Below are 15,975 nucleotides of genomic sequence, written 5' to 3'. Positions count from 1 at the left end.
TCTGTGTCACGGCTGTCGGCGCCGTCCAGCACGGCGCACGGACCAGCAGCCGTGCCGGTGAGTGGTCGGCACGGCTGCTGCTGCCGGGCTGCTAGCAATACAGGTTGTTGCCGGGGGTGACGCCGAGCAGTTGGGTGAAGCGCTGGTAGGCGGCGACGCGGCTCTGGACCTGGCCGGGGTTGCCTCCGTTGCACTCCAGCGAGCCGTTGATGCTGCGGATGGTCTCGCCGAAGCCGGCGCCGTTGACCATCGCGTTGTGCGGGGTCATCGTGCCGGGGCCGGTCTGGGTGTTCCAGTACCAGAGGCCGGTCTTCCAGGCGATGGCGGAGTTCTGCTCGACCTGCCAGGGATTGCCGAGCAGGTTGAGGCCGAGCGCGTCGCCGGCGGCCTTGTAGTTGAAGTTCCAGCTCAGCTGGATCGGGCCGCGGCCGTAGTATGCCGCCTGGCCGGCCGGGCAGCCGTAGGACTGGCTCCAGTCGCAGTAGTGCGGGTAGTTCGCCTCGTTGATCTCCTTGATGTGGACCAGCCCACCGGTCTCGTGGTTCACGTTCGCCAGGAACGCGGCGGCCTCGCGCTTCCTGGTGGTGTCGTCACCGGTGGCGGCGAAGCCCGGGTAGGCGCTCAGCGCGGCGACCAGACCGGAGTAGGTGTAGAAGGAGTTCCGGTTCGGGAACATCTGGTTGAACTGCGACTCGCTCACCGGGAAGGCGCCGGGCTGCGGAGTGCCGCCGTCGCAGGTCGTCGGCTCCCAGTACCAGGTGCTGATGGTCGGGTCGTAGCCCGGGTTGTCGTGCTCGGCGACGTAGTACAGGCCGTTGTACCGGACGACGGTGCCGGCCGGGTACCAGGTGCCGGCGACCCAGTTGGCCGCCGTACAGGCCTGGGCTGCGGAGGGAGCTTGTTCGCGGGCGTTGGCGGGGGCGCTGAGCAGCATCGACAGCGCGGCTCCGAGCGCGGCCAGCACCGGCAGCGTGCGGACGAAACGGGGCATTCTCATGCTCGAACTCCTCTGTCCTCGACCGTGCCGGTGGGGGGCGGGGCACGGCCATGGGGGCGGTGGGACAAATGGTCCGGCCAGGTTAGAACGACCGCTGGGACGAGGAAAGAGCAGAGCGGGAAGTTTTCGAAAGGATCTTACTTTTTATCGGTGGTTCCGGCGCAGCAGGTAGGTGTCCATGATCCAGCCCTTGCGCTCCCGGGCCTCGGCCCGGACCTGCTCGATCTCGGCGGCCACCTCGGAGAGCTTGCCGGCGACCAGCAGCTCGTCGGGTGTGCCGAGGTAGGCGCCCCAGAAGATGTCCGCGTCCTGGTCGGTGTGCCCGCTGAACGCGGTCTGCGCGTCCAGCATCACGACGACGTCGTCGACACCGTCGGGCCAGCTCTGCGCGAGCCGCCGGCCGGTGGTGACCTGGATCGGCTTGCCGACCTGGTTCAGCCCGATGCGGTGCTTGGCCGCCAGGGCCGACACGCTGCTGATGCCGGGAACGACCTCGACCGTGAAGCGCAGGTCGGTGCGGTCCTGGAGATCGTCGAGAATCGCCAGCGTGCTGTCGTACAGCGACGGGTCGCCCCAGACCAGGAAGGCGCCGACCTGGTCCTCGCCGAGCTCGCGGCCGATCAGGTCCGCGCAGACGTCGGCCCGCCGGCGGCGCCAGTCGTCCACCGACTCCACGTACGCCGTACTGGTCCGGTCCCGGTCGGGATCCCGGCCGACGACGACCTTCGGGTCGGTCGCGTGCCGGCGCAGGATCTCCGTCCGCAGCTCGACCAGGTCCTGCTTCACCTCGCCCTTGTCGAGCACGAAGAAGACGTCGGTCCGCTCGATCGCCCGGACCGCCTGCAGCGTGAGGTGGTCCGGGTCCCCGGCGCCGATCCCGATCACCAAGATCTCCATGGCCGGGAGCCTAGTGGCCGTCGCCGGGTGCGGACGTGTCGGGCGACGGAAAGTGTCGGTGGTCCCTCCTACGCTCGGGTTCCTGGGCTTTCGGTCGTCCTGTCGGGGGACCGCTCAGGTGGAAGCTGACGGTGACCCATCCGGCTCACCTCGGGAAGGAGCGTTGTGCCGACCGCCGAAGAGATGCTCAGCACGGACTCGGTCGTTGCCTTGGGCGCCGTGCTGCGCAAGGTCGAACCGGGGCTGCGGTTTGCTGCGCTGACCGCTGTGCCGGGCAAGCTGGCAGGGACGTCCTTCAGCGAGCGAGGGTTGCTGGTCAGGGATGCCCTGCTCGCGGACCTGCCGGCCGGCTACGCGCCGGTGGAGCAGGCGATCCGTGCGGCGCTGACGCAGCCGGAGTTCACCGGCTGGATGATCTGGCCGGTCACCGAGGCGGTCGCCGTCCGCGCGACCAGCGGCACCGAGGGGCCCCAGTTCGAGGCCGGGCTGGAGTTGCTGGCGGCGCTGACGCCGCGGTTGACGGCCGAGTTCGCCGTCCGGACGTTCCTGGCGGCCGACCTGGACCGGACCCTGGCGGTCGTGACCGGCTGGACGAAAGACCCGGACGAGCACGTCCGGCGCCTGGCCAGCGAAGGGACCCGCCCGCGCCTCCCGTGGGCCAAGCAGGTCCGCGCGATCCTCGCCCGGCCCGGCGTCACCCGACCGGTCCTGGAGGCGCTGCGTCGCGACGACTCGCCGTACGTCCGTCGCTCGGTCGCGAACCACCTGAACGACGTCAGCCGGTCGGACCCGGCGCTGGCCGTCGAGATCGCGGCCGGCTGGCTCGCCGATCCGGCACCGACGACGGCACAGCTCGTGCGGCACGCGCTGCGCAGCCTGATCAAGGCCGGCGACCCGGCGGCGCTCGCGCTGCTCGGCTTCGAGCCACCCGGGCAGCTTTCGGTCGACGGCCCGACGCTGTCGGTCGCCGACGTAGCGGTGGGGGAGTCGCTGGAGTTCAGCTTCAACGCCCGCAACGACGGGGCCGGCGAGGTCCGGCTGGCGATCGACTACGTCGTGCACCACGTGAAGGCCAACGGCTCGCTCGCGCCGAAGGTCTTCAAGCTGACCACCAGGACGCTGGCGCCCGGGGAGGCGGTGACGCTCGGCAAACGCCACTCGTTCAAGCCGATCTCCACCCGTCGCTACTACCCCGGCGAGCACGCCCTGGAACTGCAGATCAACGGCCGGCCGTTCGGCCGCGCCACCTTCACCCTCACCACGGAGCGGCCACGCAAGCCGAACCTGCGCGACCTGAACCGAGGGCGGAGCAGCGGCCGGGGACCAGGGTGATCCCCGGCCGACGGGTGCTCGCTCAGTCCCACTGACCGGGCACGTAGTCCCCGGCCGGCTGCTGGATGAGCACGTTCGCCCGGTTGTAGGCGTTGATGAGGGCGATCGTCATCACTAGGGCGGTGAGCTGCTCCTCGTCGTAGTGCTTGGCAGCGTTGGCCCAGGCCTCGTCGGTGACGCCGCCGGCCGCGTCCGCGATCCGGGTGCCCTGCTCGGCGAGCTCCAGAGCAGCGCGCTCGGCCTCGGTGAACACCGTCGCCTCCCGCCAGGCGGCGACCAGGTTGAGGCGTTGCTGCGTCTCGCCGGCGGCAGCGGCGTCCTTGCTGTGCATGTCGACGCAGTAGCCGCACCCGTTGATCTGGCTGGCGCGCAGTTTCACCAGCTCCTGGGTCGCGACCGGCAGAGACGAGTTGTGCACGACCTTGCCGGCCGAGTTGATGTACTTGATGACACCGGCGCCGACCTGGTTGCCGAAGAAGTTCAAACGGGCGTCCATCGTGCTCTCCTTGCTGTGCTGGGGGTTACACAGCACTGACAAAGCGCGGCGCCCGTTCGTGACAACCAGCCGCTGTGATCCACGTCTCGCCGGATCGATGCCGCACGTCAGGGTTTGCGCTCGCGCCACTCCCGCTCGAACGGCAGGCGCCAGGCGTGCGGGGCAATCAGCTGGTGGATCGCGTTCGGCCCCCAGGTGCCCTGCTGGTACGACTTCACCGGTGGCGGGTCCTCCAGCAGCGGCGCCGACCGCTCCCAGAGCGACTCGATGCCCTCCGCGGTGGTGAACAGCGTGTGGTCGCCGCGCATCGCGTCCAGGATCAGCCGTTCGTACGCCTCCAGCACGTCCGCGGCCGACTCGGTCTCCTGGGTGGAGAACTGCATCGACAGCTTCTCCAGCCGGAACCCCGGCCCCGGCCGCTTGCCGTAGAACGACAGCGACACCCGCGACGAGTCGGCCAGGTCGAAGGTCAGGTGGTCCGGCCCCTGCGCCCCGACCCCGGAGCCGGCCGGGAACATCGTCTTCGGCGCCTCCTTGAAGGCGATCGAGATGATCCGCATCCCCTCGGCCATCCGCTTGCCGGTGCGCAGGTAGAACGGCACCCCGGCCCAGCGCCAGTTGTCGATCCCGACCTTCATCGCGATGAACGTCTCGGTGTCGGAGTCCGGCGCGACGCCGTCCTCGCTGCGGTAGCCGCCGTACTGGCCACGGACCACGTGCCGGGGCTGGATCGGCAGCATCGACCGGAAGACCTTGTTCTTCTCCTCCGAGATGGACCGCGGCTCCAGCGCCGTCGGCGGCTCCATCGCGACGAACGCCAGCACCTGCAGCACGTGCGTGACGACCATGTCCTTGAACGCGCCGGTCGGCTCGTAGAAGGTGGCCCGCTGGTCCAGGCCGAGCGACTCGGGAATGTCGATCTGCACGTGGTCGATGAAGTTGCGGTTCCAGATCGGCTCGAACAGGCCGTTGGCGAACCGGAAGGCGAGAATGTTCTGCGCCGCCTCCTTGCCGAGGAAGTGGTCGATCCGGAAGATCTGCTGCTCGTCGAACGTCTCGTGCACGAAGTCGTTCAGCGCGACCGCGCTGGCCAGGTCGTCGCCGAACGGCTTCTCCATCACCACCCGGGCGCGGTCGACGAGGTCGGCGTCGCGCAGCATCTCGATCACCGACCGGGCCGCTTTCGGCGGCACCGACAGGTAGTGCAGCCGGCAGGTGCCGGGGCCGAGCAGCACCTCGGCCTTGTGCACCGCCTCGGCCAGCCCCGCCGGACCGGCGTCGCGCGGCACGTACTCGAGCCGCTCGGCGAACTGGCTCCACTCCTCCTCGGTGATCTTGTGCGTCCCGTAGGTGTCGACGGCGACCCGGGCCCGGGCCCGGAACTCCTCGGTGCTGAGATCCTCGGTCGCCGTCCCGATCACCCGGACGTCGGGCGCGAACCGGGACTGCTGCAGGTAGGCCAGTCCGGGCAGCAACTTGCGCTTGGCCAGGTCACCGGTCGCCCCGAACAGCACGATCACATGCGGCGCCAGCGGCTCCGGCCCTCGCCGCGCAGGTCGCGAACCAGGCGCCGGATAGGCGATGGTCTGGGTACGGTCGGGCATGCGGTCCTCCCACGGACGCCGGCGAAAGCCACCACTGGGAAGTCTAGGCCTGCAAGCCCTGCGGTCCGAGCACCCCCGGGAACCGTCACCAACTCGTACGGTGGTGGTGTCCGTCGGGGCGCTCGCCGTTCGTCGGGGGAGTGGAGAGAGGAGTCGGGCATGAAGTACCTGCTGATGATTTGTGGTGACGAGAGCGCCGAGGCGCACGCGCTGGACGGGTGTGGTGGCTGGTCGGAGGAGATGCAGGCGCGCGGCGTGGTCGAGGGTGGCGCCGGGTTGCGGCCGCCGCGGGAGGCGACGACGGTGCGGGTGCGGGACGACGAGCTGCTGCTGACCGACGGGCCGTTCGCGGAGACGAAGGAGCAGATCGGCGGCTTCGTGCTGATCGACTGCGCCGACCTGGACGAGGCGATCGAGATCGCGGCCAAGCACCCGGCGGCGGCGTACGGCACGATCGAGATTCGTCCACTGCTGGCCGGTCCGCCCGAGGCTGCCGGGCTGTGAGCGCACCGGCGGGGACGCCGTGAGCGACGCGGGGGTGAGCGGCCCGGCGGTGACCGAGCAGGTGGTCGCCGAGCGGCTGGAGCAGGCGTTCCGGGAGGAACGCAGCCAGGTGCTGGCGACGCTGATCCGGGTCACCGGCGACTGGGAGGTCGCCGAGGAGTGCGTGCAGGAGGCGTTCGCGGCGGCGCTGCGGCACTGGCCCGTGGACGGCATCCCGGACCGGCCGGGTGCGTGGTTGACCACGACCGCCCGCCGCCGGGCGATCGACTGGTTACGGCGCGAGGCGGTCGGCGCTGCGAAGCTGCGGGAGGTGGCGGTGATGACGGACCGGGACGGTGGTCTCGCAGGACCGGACGGTACGCCGGCGTCGGCCGGCGACGAGCCGAGCGCCGTACAGGACGACCTGCTGCGGCTCATGTTCACCTGCTGCCACCCGGCACTCGCGCTGGAGACCCGGGTCGCACTGACCTTGCGGACGCTGGCTGGGCTGAGCACTGCGGAGATCGCGCGGGCCTTCCTGGTCGGTGAGGACGCGATGTCGAAGCGGCTCACCCGGGCCAAGCAGAAGATCAAGCACGCGGGCATCCCGTACCGAGTTCCACCGGACCATCTCCTGCCCGAGCGGACTCCCGCAGTACTGGCTGTGCTCTACCTGCTCTTCAACGAGGGGTACTCCGCGACTGCGGGCGCTGACCTGGTCCGCAGCGGGCTGGCGAACGAGGCGATCAGGCTGTCACGCCTGCTGGTGCGGCTGATGCCGGACGAGCCAGAGGCAGCCGGCCTGCTGGCGCTCATGCTGCTCCACAACGCCCGGCGGGACACCCGGACCCAGCGCGGCGAGCTGGTCACCCTGGAGGACCAGGACCGCAGCCGCTGGCGGCTGGACGAAGTCACCGAGGGCACCGAAGTACTGGAGGCCGCGCTCCGCCGCAGACGTCCTGGGCCGTACCAGATTCAGGCGGCGATCGCAGCCTGCCATGCGACTGCCCCGACCGCGGCTGAGACCGACTGGCCGCAGATCGCCGCGCTGTACGGGCAGCTGAAGCAGACGCCGGTCGTGCAGCTCAACCGGACCGTGGCGATCGGCATGGCGGACGGACCTGCAGTCGGGCTGAAGTTGCTGGACCAGCTGCAGGGCCTCGACGGCTACTACCTCGTCCCGGCGACCCGTGCCGACTTCCTGCGCAGGCTAGGCCGTACGACGGAAGCCGCGGCCGCCTACCGAGCCGCGCTGGAACTGGTGAAGACCGCGCCCGAGCAGGCCTACTTGAAGCGGCGTCTCAAGCAACTGTCCGGCTAGGTCCGTCCCGTTCCTCGGTGGGGCAAAGACCTTCGGAAGAGGAGCCCCTTGATGACCGACGTCCTGGCAGCCGTCGCGGCCGAACGCACGGAGCTGGCCGCCGTACTGCGTGAGCTGTCCGCCGACGACTGGGACCGGATGACGCTGTGCGAGGGCTGGCGGGTCCGGGAGCTGGTGGCACATATCGTGATGCCTTACCGCTATTCGACCCTGCGCGTCGTGGCCGAGCTGCTCAGGAGTCGCGGCAACTTCCAGCGGATGGCCGACCGGACGGCTCGCGCCGACGCCGCCGAGCTCACGCCCGAGCAGCTCGTCCGGACCCTCGAGGACAACATCCACCACCTCTGGAAGCCCCCGGGCAGCGGCTACGACGCGGCCCTGTCGCACGACGTCATCCACGGCCTCGACCTCACCATTGCCCTCGGCATCGACCGGCAGGTCCCCCTGGACCGCCTCGGCCTCGTCCTGGCCGGAACCACCCCGAAGCACCTCAAGTACTTCGGGGTGAACCTGGACGGCGTCCAACTGCGAGCCACCGACCTCGACTGGACCTTCGGCACCGGCCGCCCGGTCACCGGTTCCGCCCAGGACCTGCTGATGGTGATCTGCGGCCGCACCCTGCCCGCCGGACACCTGGCCGGCCCGGACGCCGAGCGCTTCACCACGGCCTGACACCGGCTGAGACGTCCGGCGGGAACAACCACCCGGCTCGGTCGGTTGTCCCAGACGTGCATGGTGAGTACAAGGTCCCGGGTGGCAAGCTCGTGGTGGCCGATCTCGAGGTTCTGGACGACACGGTTCTGCGGGCGCAGATCAGCGGGGACTTCTTCCTGGAGCCCGACGACGCGCTGGCGCGGATCAACGAGGCGCTGGCCGGTACGCCGGTGAGCGCGCCGGCGGCCCAGGTCGCCGCGCGGGTCCGGGCCGTGCTGGGGGACGGCGTCGAGATGCTCGGGTTCTCGCCCGAGGCCGTCGCGGTCGCCGTACGCCGTGCGCTGACCGGGGCGACCGGCTGGCACGACCACGCGTGGGAGTTCGTGCACGACGTACCGCGGGAGCCGGCGCTGCAGATGGCGCTCGACGAGGTGCTGACCGAGCAGGTCGGGTCGGGCGAGCGGCCGCCGACGCTGCGGGTCTGGGAGTGGGCGTCGAACGCGGTGATCATCGGCAGCTTCCAGTCGCTGCGCAACGAGGTCGACCTGGCCGGCGCCGCCGAGCACGACGTGACCGTCGTCCGGCGGATCAGTGGTGGCGGGGCGATGTTCGTCGAACCGGGCAACACGATCACGTACTCGCTCTACGTCCCGGAGTCGCTGGTCTCCGGCCTGTCGTACGTCGAGTCGTACGCGTTCCTCGACGACTGGGTGGTCGGCGCGCTGAACGAGCTCGGCATCGCGGCGACGTACCAGCCGATCAACGACATCACCTCGCCGGCCGGCAAGATCGCCGGCGCCGCGCAGAAGCGGTTCGCCGGCGGCGCGGTGCTGCACCACGTCACGATGGCCTACGACATGGACGCGACGAAGATGCTGCAGGTGCTGCGGATCGGCCGGGAAAAGCTGTCCGACAAGGGCACCAAGAGCGCCGCCAAGCGCGTCGACCCGCTGCGCAGCCAGACCGGTCTGGACCGCGCCGAGGTGATCGACCGGATGGTCGGCACGTTCCGCGCTCGCTACGGTCTGGCGCCGGGTGCCATCTCGCCGGAGACGGTCGCCGAGGCCGAGCGACGAGTCGGCGCCAAGTTCGGCACCGAGGCCTGGCTCAACCAGGTCCCTTAGGTCCCGATCGGTACTGCGGTGCCGCTCACCCGGACTCGGGTATCGCCCTCGCGGAGCTCGACCTCGATCACGCTGGGACGACCGAGGTCGTCGCCCTGGTGCAGAACGACGGTGGCCGGTGGCCGAACCAGACCCAGCTCGCGCAGGTAGGCACCGAAGGCGGCGGCCGCGGCACCGGTCGCCGGGTCCTCGACCACACCACCGACGGGGAACGGGTTGCGGACGTGCCACACGGTGTCCGACTCCCGCCAGACGAGCTGCAGGGTGGTGAGATCGCGCTCTCGCATGTACGCGAGCAGGCGGTCGAAGTCGTAGGCCAGGTCGGCCAGTCGTTGCCGTGTCGCCGCACCTAGCACGAGGTGCCGCGCGCCGGCGTAGGCGACGTACGCCGGCAGCGCCGGATCGAGCTCGTCGGCCCGCCACCCGAGCATGTCCAGGACGTCGTCGAGGTGGTGCACCGGTTCGACGTACGGCTCGACGCTGGTCAGCGTCGCCCGGAACCCGTCGGCCGTCGTCTCGACGGAGACCGGCACGTTGCCCGCGGGCGTGGCGAAGACCAGGTCACCCGCGCCGGCTCGCTCGGCCACCGCCACGGCGGTCGCGACCGTGGCATGCCCGCAGAACGGAACCTCGGCCTCGGGGGAGAAGTAGCGGATCGGGATCACGCCGTCCGCACCGGCCACCGGCCCGCCGGTCAGGAACGCGGTCTCGGAGTACCCGACCTCCGCCGCGATCGCCTGCATCGAGTCCGCGTCCATCCCCCGCGCATCCAGCACCACCCCCGCCGGATTACCCCCCGCCGGATCCGTCGAGAACGCGCTGTACCGCAGGATCGTCATGCCCCCAATTCAACAGCACCCCGGTACGAGCGACCGCGACCGCGCCCCCAGCCACCACACCCGGGGGGTGACCGCGGCGGCCGACCCCAGCCAACCCGGGGGGTCCGGGGGGCGAAGCCCCTCCGGGCGGGGCGTGGGGGTCGCACCCCCACAAAACGAAGGGCGATCCAAGCTCGCGCTCTCCGCGAGCATAGATCGCCCAGATCGACCGCGCCCCCGGCAGGATTCGAACCTGCGCACCCGCCTCCGGAGGGCGGTGCTCTATCCCCTGAGCTACGGGGGCTCAGGAACGAGCAGAACAGTAGCAGGTGATCTGCCCCGGGCTCGAATCGGCATCGGTGCAGCGGGGGTCCGGCGGGTCACCGACGGGTCGACCGGGGGTGACCCTGAACCGACCCTGGAGCGTCCGCGCGGCGGGATCTGGGCACCGGGGGGACGCGTCATAGTGATCGTAAGTCCCAGAGCTGAAAGGAAGTCAGACCTGATGGCTACCACTTTGGTCCGTCCGCGCAATCGCTGGATCGGCGGCGTATGTGCCGGTCTCGCGCGCCGCTTCGGCACCACGCCGAACACCATGCGCCTCATCTTCGTGATCAGCTGCATCCTGCCCGGTCCGCAGTTCCTGATCTACCTGGTCCTGTGGGTGATGATGCCGTCGGAGAACTGACCTTCGGCCCTGGCCCCCGGCACCCCGCGCCGGTGGGTCGTGAAACCCTGCTCTGCATGAGAGCAGGGGTGTACGCCGCCGTCCTGGCGGCCGCGCTCTCCGTGGTGAGCGGCTGCCAGGTGGGCCCGGCACCGCCGGGTCCCGCCGAGATCCGGGCCGGCGGCCCGCCGTGGGACGCGCCGCGCGACGCGGTCTCGTACATCGACAAGGCCGGGATGGAACGGCTGCCGCTCGACTTCAGCGGCCCGATGCCGTACACGGTCAAGCTGGCGGTCACCGTCGACGGGGCCGCGGTGCAGGTGCCGGCCGGGATCGGGGTCGACCGGGTCCGGGCCGAACAGGCCGCGGTGCACACCCACACCGACGACGGGCTGGTCTACGTCGAAGCGAAGACCAGGGCCGAGCGGCCGACGCTGAAGCAGTTCTTCGAGCTGTGGGGTGTCCGGTACGACGGCAAGTGTCTCGGCGACGCCTGCGGCGCGGTCAAGGTCGAGGTCAACGGCCGCCCGGCCGCCTGGGACACCAAGCTGGTCCGCGAGAGTCAGATCCGGGTCACTGCCACCCGCTGATCGGTCCATCAGATGGAACGTGCGTCACATCAAGTGGCAGGAAGCTGCCCACAAGCTGTCCGTGACCCGCTTATTACGCTTTGCTGACCTCATGCGCACCAGTAGGCCCCTCACAGTCGCGGTGAGCGTCGTCGCCCTGACCGCTTGCGGCAGTGTGAGCGAGAGCGGCTCCGCCGCCGGCAGTACGCCGGTCGGCCAGTCGGTCGGGCGCAACTCCGCCGCCATGCCGACCCGTACGCCGTCACCGTCGCCCACCGGGCCGCGCGCCAAGGACGGTTTCAACTACCGGGCCTGCAAGGACGGGACCTGCGAGGTCTACGTCCGCACCGGCTCGAAGGTGCCGGTCAAGCGCAGCGCCGCCGGGTTCAGCACGCTGGTGGTGCACCGGGTGAGCGAGACCTGCGTCGACTTCAGCGGCGGCACCGCGAGTGCCCGGGTCGGCGCGGAGCGGCAGCAGCCCGGCTTCCGCTCCCGGCTCAACGGCCTGGCCATCGTCACCGTCGCCGTGAACCAGCCGCTGGCCATCCTGCGCCTCAGCCCGGCCTGACGGAGTACCGGCACTGCCCCGCGGGTCCCGAGCTGTGGATGCGGGGGACGGGACGGGGGCGGCTGAGCATTAGGCTGGGCCGGTGACTCCGGAACAGCTCGCTGAGAAGATCCTGCAGGCCCTGACCGCGCTCGTCGACGACGGCACCATCACTGTCGACGGCGGGCTGCCGCGGGAGCTGAAGGTCGAGCGACCCAAGAACCCCGAGCACGGGGACTACGCCACCAACGTCGCCATGCAGCTGGGCAAGCGCTCCGGTCTGAACCCGCGCCGGTTCGCCGAGCTGCTGGCGGCCAAGCTGGACAGCGACGACGCGATCACCGCGGTCGAGATCGCCGGCCCCGGCTTCATCAACCTCCGGGTCGCGGCCGATGCCCAGGGCAAGATCGCGCAGGCGATCGTGGACGCCGGCCCGGCGTACGGCAGCAGTGACAGCCTCCAGGGGCAGGCGATCAACCTCGAGTTCATCTCCGCCAACCCGACCGGCCCGCTGCACCTCGGGCACACCCGCTGGGCCGCCGTCGGCGACGCGCTGGCCCGGGTGCTGGCCAAGGCGGGCGCGGTGGTCACCCGCGAGTTCTACGTGAACGACCGCGGCGCCCAGATGGACAAGTTCGGCGCCTCGCTGAAGGCGGCCGCGCAGGGTCAGCCGATCCCCGAGGACGGGTACCACGGGGCGTACATCCTCGAGCTGGCCGAGCGGATCGTCGCCGAGGTGCCCGGCATCACCGAGCTGCCCGACGCCGAGCAGACCGTCGCGTTCCGCGAGGCCGGGTACGAGCGGCAGCTCAAGGAGCAGCAGGCGCAGCTGGAGCATTTCCGGACCAAGTTCGACGTCTGGTACTCCGAGCGCAGCCTGCACGAGCAGGACGGCGTCGGCCACGCGATCGAGAAGCTGCGCGGCCAGGGTCACCTGTACGACGACGACGGCGCGCTCTGGATGCGCACCACCGATTTCACCGACGACAAGGACCGGGTGCTGATCCGGTCCAACGGCGAACCCACCTACTTCGCCTCCGACGCCGCGTACTACGTGAACAAGCGCGAGCGCGGCTTCGAGGTGGCGATCTACCTGCTCGGCGCCGACCACCACGGCTACGTGAACCGGCTGAAGGCGATCGCGGCCTGCGCCGGCGACGACCCCGAGCACAACATCGAGATCCTGATCGGCCAGCTGGTGAAGATTCTCAAGGGCGGCGAGGAGATGAAGCTGTCCAAGCGGGCCGGCACGATCGTCACGCTCGCCGAGCTGGTCGAGGAGGGCGGCGTCGACCCGCTGCGGTACACGCTGTGCCGCTACCCGGTGGACTCGCCGCTCACGCTGGACATCGAGGAGATGACCCGCCAGGTCAGCGAGAACCCGGTGTACTACGTGCAGTACGCGCACGCCCGGCTCGCCTCGATCCTGCGCAACGCCGACGACCTCGGCATCAAGCTCGACGAGTTCGACCCGGGACTGCTCAGCCACGACCGCGAGGGCGACCTGCTCCGCGCGCTGGCCGAGTTCCCACGGATCGTGGCGACGGCGGCCGAGCTGCGCGAGCCGCACCGGATCGCGCGCTACCTCGAGGACACCGCGTCGGCCTTCCACAAGTTCTACGACAGCTGCCGCGTGCTGCCGCGCGGCGACGAGGAGGTGGAGCCGGTGCACAAGGCTCGCCTGACCCTGGTCGGTGCGACCAGGACCGTGCTCGCCAACGGGCTGGACCTGCTCGGCGTCTCCGCTCCGGAGCGGATGTGAGGGCGCACGAGGCGGGCACGCTGCACGCCGACATCGGGCACAAGGCGCCGCCGTGGCTGCGGGCGCCCCGCGACGTCAACGACCTGGTCCCCGCGCTGTGGTCGAACACCGCGAAGAAGAACGCCGACGGCGCGCTGGAGATCGGCGGCGTCGAGCTGCGTGACCTGGTCGCCGAGCACGGCAGCCCGGCGTACGTGCTGGACGAGGACGACTTCCGGACCCGGGCGCGGGCCTTCAGGCGCGCCTTCAAGGACATGGACGTGTACTACGCCGGCAAGGCGTTCCTGTGCACGACGGTGGTCCGCTGGGTGATGGAGGAGGGGCTCAATCTCGACATCTGCAGCGGCGGCGAGCTGGCGGTCGCGCTGCGCGCCGGCGCGGACCCGAGCCGCCTCGGGTTCCACGGCAACAACAAGTCCGAGCAGGAGCTGGCTCGCGCCCTGGACGCCGGCGTCGGCCGGATCATCGTCGACTCGCTGTTCGAGATCGACCGGCTGGTCGCGCTGGCCGCCGAGCGCGGTGTGGTGGCGCCGGTGATGGTCCGGGTCACCGCGGGCGTCGAGGCGCACACCCACGAGTACATCGCGACCGCGCACGAGGACCAGAAGTTCGGCTTCTCGATCACCTCCGGCGCGGCCTTCGAAGCCGTTGCCAAGGTCAACCAAGCGGCCGAGCTGCGGCTGCTCGGCCTGCACTCGCACATCGGCTCGCAGATCTTCGACACCTCCGGCTTCGAGCTGGCCGCGAAGCGGCTGATCGCCTTGCACGCAAGGGTTTCCGACGAGCTCGGCGTCGACATGCCGGAGCTCGACCTGGGTGGTGGCTTCGGCATCGCCTACACCACCCAGGACGACCCGGCCGACCCCGCGCAGCTGGCCACCGAGATGGGCAAGATCGTCGAGCACGAGTGCCGGGCGTACGGCGTCGAGGTGCCGCGGGTGTCGATCGAGCCCGGGCGCGCGATCGTCGGCCCGGCCGTCTGCACGGTCTACTCGGTCGGCACGGTCAAGGAGGTCGCGCTGGACGCCGGCGCGTCGCGTACCTACGTCTCGGTGGACGGCGGCATGAGCGACAACATCCGCACCGCCCTGTACGACGCCGACTACTCCTGCACGCTGGCCAACCGGTCCTCCGACGCGACCCCGACGCTGGCCCGGGTGGTCGGCAAGCACTGCGAGTCCGGCGACATCGTGGTCAAGGACGAGTTCCTGCCCTCCGACGTGACGCCGGGCGACCTGGTCGCCGTCCCGGGCACCGGCGCGTACTGCCGGTCGATGGCGAGCAACTACAACCACGTACCGCGGCCGCCGGTGATCGCGGTGAAGGACGGGCGGACGCGGGTCGTCGTACGCCGCGAGACCGAGGACGACCTGCTGCTGCTGGACATGGGGGCCGAATGACGCCGAACGGGACCGACAAGTTGCCTCTGAAGGTCGCCCTGCTGGGCTGCGGCGTGGTCGGCACCGAGGTGGTCCGGATCCTCACCACGCGCGCCGACGACCTGGCCGCCCGGGTGGGCGCGCCGCTGGAGATCGCCGGCATCGCCGTCCGCCGGGCCGGTCGCGAGCGGGACATCGCGGTCGACCCCGCCCTGATCACCACCGACGCCCAAGCCCTGGTCAGCCGCGGCGACCTGGACCTGGTGATCGAGGTGATCGGCGGCCTGGAGCCCGCCCGCGGGCTGATCCTGACCGCGCTCGAGCACGGCGCCTCCGTCGTCACGGCGAACAAGGCGCTGCTCGCCGAGGACGGCCCGACGCTGTTCGCCGCCGCCGAGAAGTACCAGCGCGACCTGTACTTCGAGGCCGCCGTGGCCGGCGCGATCCCGATCCTGCGGCCGCTGCGCGAGTCGCTGGCCGGCGACGACGTGACCCGGGTGATGGGCATCGTCAACGGCACCACGAACTACATCCTGGACAAGATGGACTCCACCGGCGCCGGCTTCGACGAGGCGCTGGAGGAGGCGCAGGCGCTCGGGTACGCCGAGGCCGACCCGACCGCCGACATCGAGGGCTTCGACGCCGCGGCGAAGGCGGCGCTGCTGGCCAGCCTGGCCTTCCACACCCGGGTCTCGATCGCCGACGTGCACCGCGAGGGCATCACCGACGTGTCGGCCACCGACATCGCCTCGGCGCGTGCGATGGGCTGCGTGGTGAAGTCGCTGGCGATCTGCGAGCTGGACGAGGCGACCGACTCGGTCAGTGCCCGGGTCTACCCGGCGATGATCCCGCAGAGCCATCCACTGGCCTCGGTCCGGGACGCCTACAACGCGGTTTTCGTGGAATCCAAAGCGGCCGGCCAGCTGATGTTCTATGGTCGTGGTGCCGGCGGTGCCCCGACGGCCAGTGCTGTCCTCGGGGATCTGGTGTCCGCCGCGCGCAACCGGCTCAAGGAAGTGCCGGGGGTCGGCGAGTCGTCGTACACCCAGCGAGCCGTGCGGCCGATGGGCGCCGCGATGACCCGCTACCACGTGTCGCTGGACGTGGCCGACAAGGCCGGTGTGCTGGCGGCGGTGGCCCAGGCCTTCGCCGAGCACGACGTGTCGATCCAGACCGTGCGCCAGGAAGGCCGCGGCGGTGACGCGCAGCTCGTCGTGGTCACCCACACCGCCACCGACGCCGCGCTGTCGACCACCGTGGAGACCCTGCGTGACATGGACATCGTTCGGGAAGTCAGCAGTGTGATGCGGGTCGAAGGAGATTGA

Annotated in this window: 16 protein-coding genes and 1 tRNA gene; 11 read left to right on the top strand and 6 right to left on the bottom strand. The window is 70.5% G+C overall.

Annotation, left to right across the window (positions count from 1 at the left end):
* Positions 1-91: 91 nt before the first annotated feature.
* Together KFLA_RS25190 and cobF are read right to left on the bottom strand one after the other, a co-directional pair.
* Complete coding sequence (locus KFLA_RS25190; protein WP_012922651.1) at positions 92-997, bottom strand: glycoside hydrolase family 19 protein; 906 nt, start codon at positions 995-997, stop codon at positions 92-94.
* 144 nt (positions 998-1,141) lie between these two features.
* Complete coding sequence (gene cobF / locus KFLA_RS25185; RefSeq protein WP_012922650.1) at positions 1,142-1,894, bottom strand: precorrin-6A synthase (deacetylating); 753 nt, start codon at positions 1,892-1,894, stop codon at positions 1,142-1,144.
* 165 nt (positions 1,895-2,059) lie between these two features.
* Between cobF and KFLA_RS25180 the strand changes: the two genes are divergently transcribed.
* The gene (locus KFLA_RS25180) at positions 2,060-3,226 is read left to right on the top strand and encodes a DNA alkylation repair protein (RefSeq protein WP_012922649.1); all 1,167 of its coding nucleotides are present in this window, start codon (positions 2,060-2,062) and stop codon (positions 3,224-3,226) included.
* A gap of 22 nt (positions 3,227-3,248) precedes the next feature.
* Here the strand turns inward: KFLA_RS25180 and KFLA_RS25175 are convergent, their stop codons facing one another.
* Positions 3,249-3,722, bottom strand: a complete 474-nt coding sequence (locus KFLA_RS25175) for a carboxymuconolactone decarboxylase family protein (RefSeq protein ID WP_012922648.1) — start codon at positions 3,720-3,722, stop codon at positions 3,249-3,251.
* Positions 3,723-3,829: 107 nt separating this feature from the next.
* Positions 3,830-5,326 (bottom strand): glucose-6-phosphate dehydrogenase, encoded by a 1,497-nt coding sequence (zwf, locus tag KFLA_RS25170; RefSeq protein ID WP_012922647.1) that lies wholly within the window; start codon positions 5,324-5,326, stop codon positions 3,830-3,832.
* A gap of 159 nt (positions 5,327-5,485) precedes the next feature.
* Between zwf and KFLA_RS25165 the strand changes: the two genes are divergently transcribed.
* Genes KFLA_RS25165 through KFLA_RS25150 form a run of 4 tightly spaced genes read left to right on the top strand, consistent with a single transcriptional unit; the run spans position 5,486 to position 8,908 of the window.
* A complete protein-coding gene (locus KFLA_RS25165) occupies positions 5,486-5,830 on the top strand; it encodes a YciI family protein (RefSeq protein ID WP_012922646.1) in 345 nt (114 codons plus the stop codon).
* Positions 5,831-5,849: 19 nt separating this feature from the next.
* Entirely contained in the window at positions 5,850-7,130 is a 1,281-nt protein-coding gene (locus KFLA_RS25160; RefSeq protein ID WP_237706588.1) for an RNA polymerase sigma factor, read from the top strand.
* Between the two features lie 51 nt (positions 7,131-7,181).
* A complete protein-coding gene (locus tag KFLA_RS25155; protein WP_012922644.1) occupies positions 7,182-7,802 on the top strand; it encodes a maleylpyruvate isomerase family mycothiol-dependent enzyme in 621 nt (206 codons plus the stop codon).
* A gap of 56 nt (positions 7,803-7,858) precedes the next feature.
* Positions 7,859-8,908, top strand: a complete 1,050-nt coding sequence (locus KFLA_RS25150; RefSeq protein WP_012922643.1) for a lipoate-protein ligase LplAB — start codon at positions 7,859-7,861, stop codon at positions 8,906-8,908.
* Here the strand turns inward: KFLA_RS25150 and KFLA_RS25145 are convergent.
* Positions 8,905-9,747 carry a PhzF family phenazine biosynthesis protein gene (locus KFLA_RS25145; RefSeq protein WP_012922642.1) on the bottom strand — a complete coding sequence of 281 codons (843 nt, stop codon included), beginning with the start codon at positions 9,745-9,747 and terminating at the stop codon, positions 8,905-8,907. The two genes, KFLA_RS25150 and KFLA_RS25145, sit on opposite strands and share 4 nt — an antisense overlap.
* Positions 9,748-9,958: 211 nt before the next feature.
* A tRNA-Arg gene (locus KFLA_RS25140) sits at positions 9,959-10,030 on the bottom strand.
* Between the two features lie 201 nt (positions 10,031-10,231).
* Between KFLA_RS25140 and KFLA_RS25135 the strand changes: the two genes are divergently transcribed.
* The 6 genes from KFLA_RS25135 to KFLA_RS25110 all read left to right on the top strand — a co-directional run bounded on the left by KFLA_RS25135 (position 10,232) and on the right by KFLA_RS25110 (position 15,975).
* Positions 10,232-10,414: a PspC domain-containing protein gene (locus KFLA_RS25135; RefSeq protein WP_012922641.1), complete on the top strand. Its 183-nt coding sequence runs from the start codon at positions 10,232-10,234 to the stop codon at positions 10,412-10,414.
* Positions 10,415-10,470: 56 nt separating this feature from the next.
* Complete coding sequence (locus KFLA_RS25130; RefSeq protein WP_012922640.1) at positions 10,471-10,983, top strand: hypothetical protein; 513 nt, start codon at positions 10,471-10,473, stop codon at positions 10,981-10,983.
* Between the two features lie 91 nt (positions 10,984-11,074).
* Entirely contained in the window at positions 11,075-11,530 is a 456-nt protein-coding gene (locus tag KFLA_RS25125; protein ID WP_148256732.1) for a hypothetical protein, read from the top strand.
* 82 nt (positions 11,531-11,612) lie between these two features.
* Positions 11,613-13,271 (top strand): arginine--tRNA ligase, encoded by a 1,659-nt coding sequence (gene argS, locus KFLA_RS25120; RefSeq protein WP_012922638.1) that lies wholly within the window; start codon positions 11,613-11,615, stop codon positions 13,269-13,271.
* Entirely contained in the window at positions 13,268-14,671 is a 1,404-nt protein-coding gene (gene lysA, locus KFLA_RS25115) for a diaminopimelate decarboxylase (RefSeq protein WP_012922637.1), read from the top strand. Before argS ends, lysA begins: the two co-directional genes overlap by 4 nt.
* The gene (locus KFLA_RS25110) at positions 14,668-15,975 is read left to right on the top strand and encodes a homoserine dehydrogenase (RefSeq protein WP_012922636.1); all 1,308 of its coding nucleotides are present in this window, start codon (positions 14,668-14,670) and stop codon (positions 15,973-15,975) included. Before lysA ends, KFLA_RS25110 begins: the two co-directional genes overlap by 4 nt.

The sequence above is a fragment of the Kribbella flavida DSM 17836 genome (assembly GCF_000024345.1).
Taxonomy (GTDB): domain Bacteria; phylum Actinomycetota; class Actinomycetes; order Propionibacteriales; family Kribbellaceae; genus Kribbella; species Kribbella flavida.
This window is presented reverse-complemented; position numbering and strand designations above follow the sequence as displayed.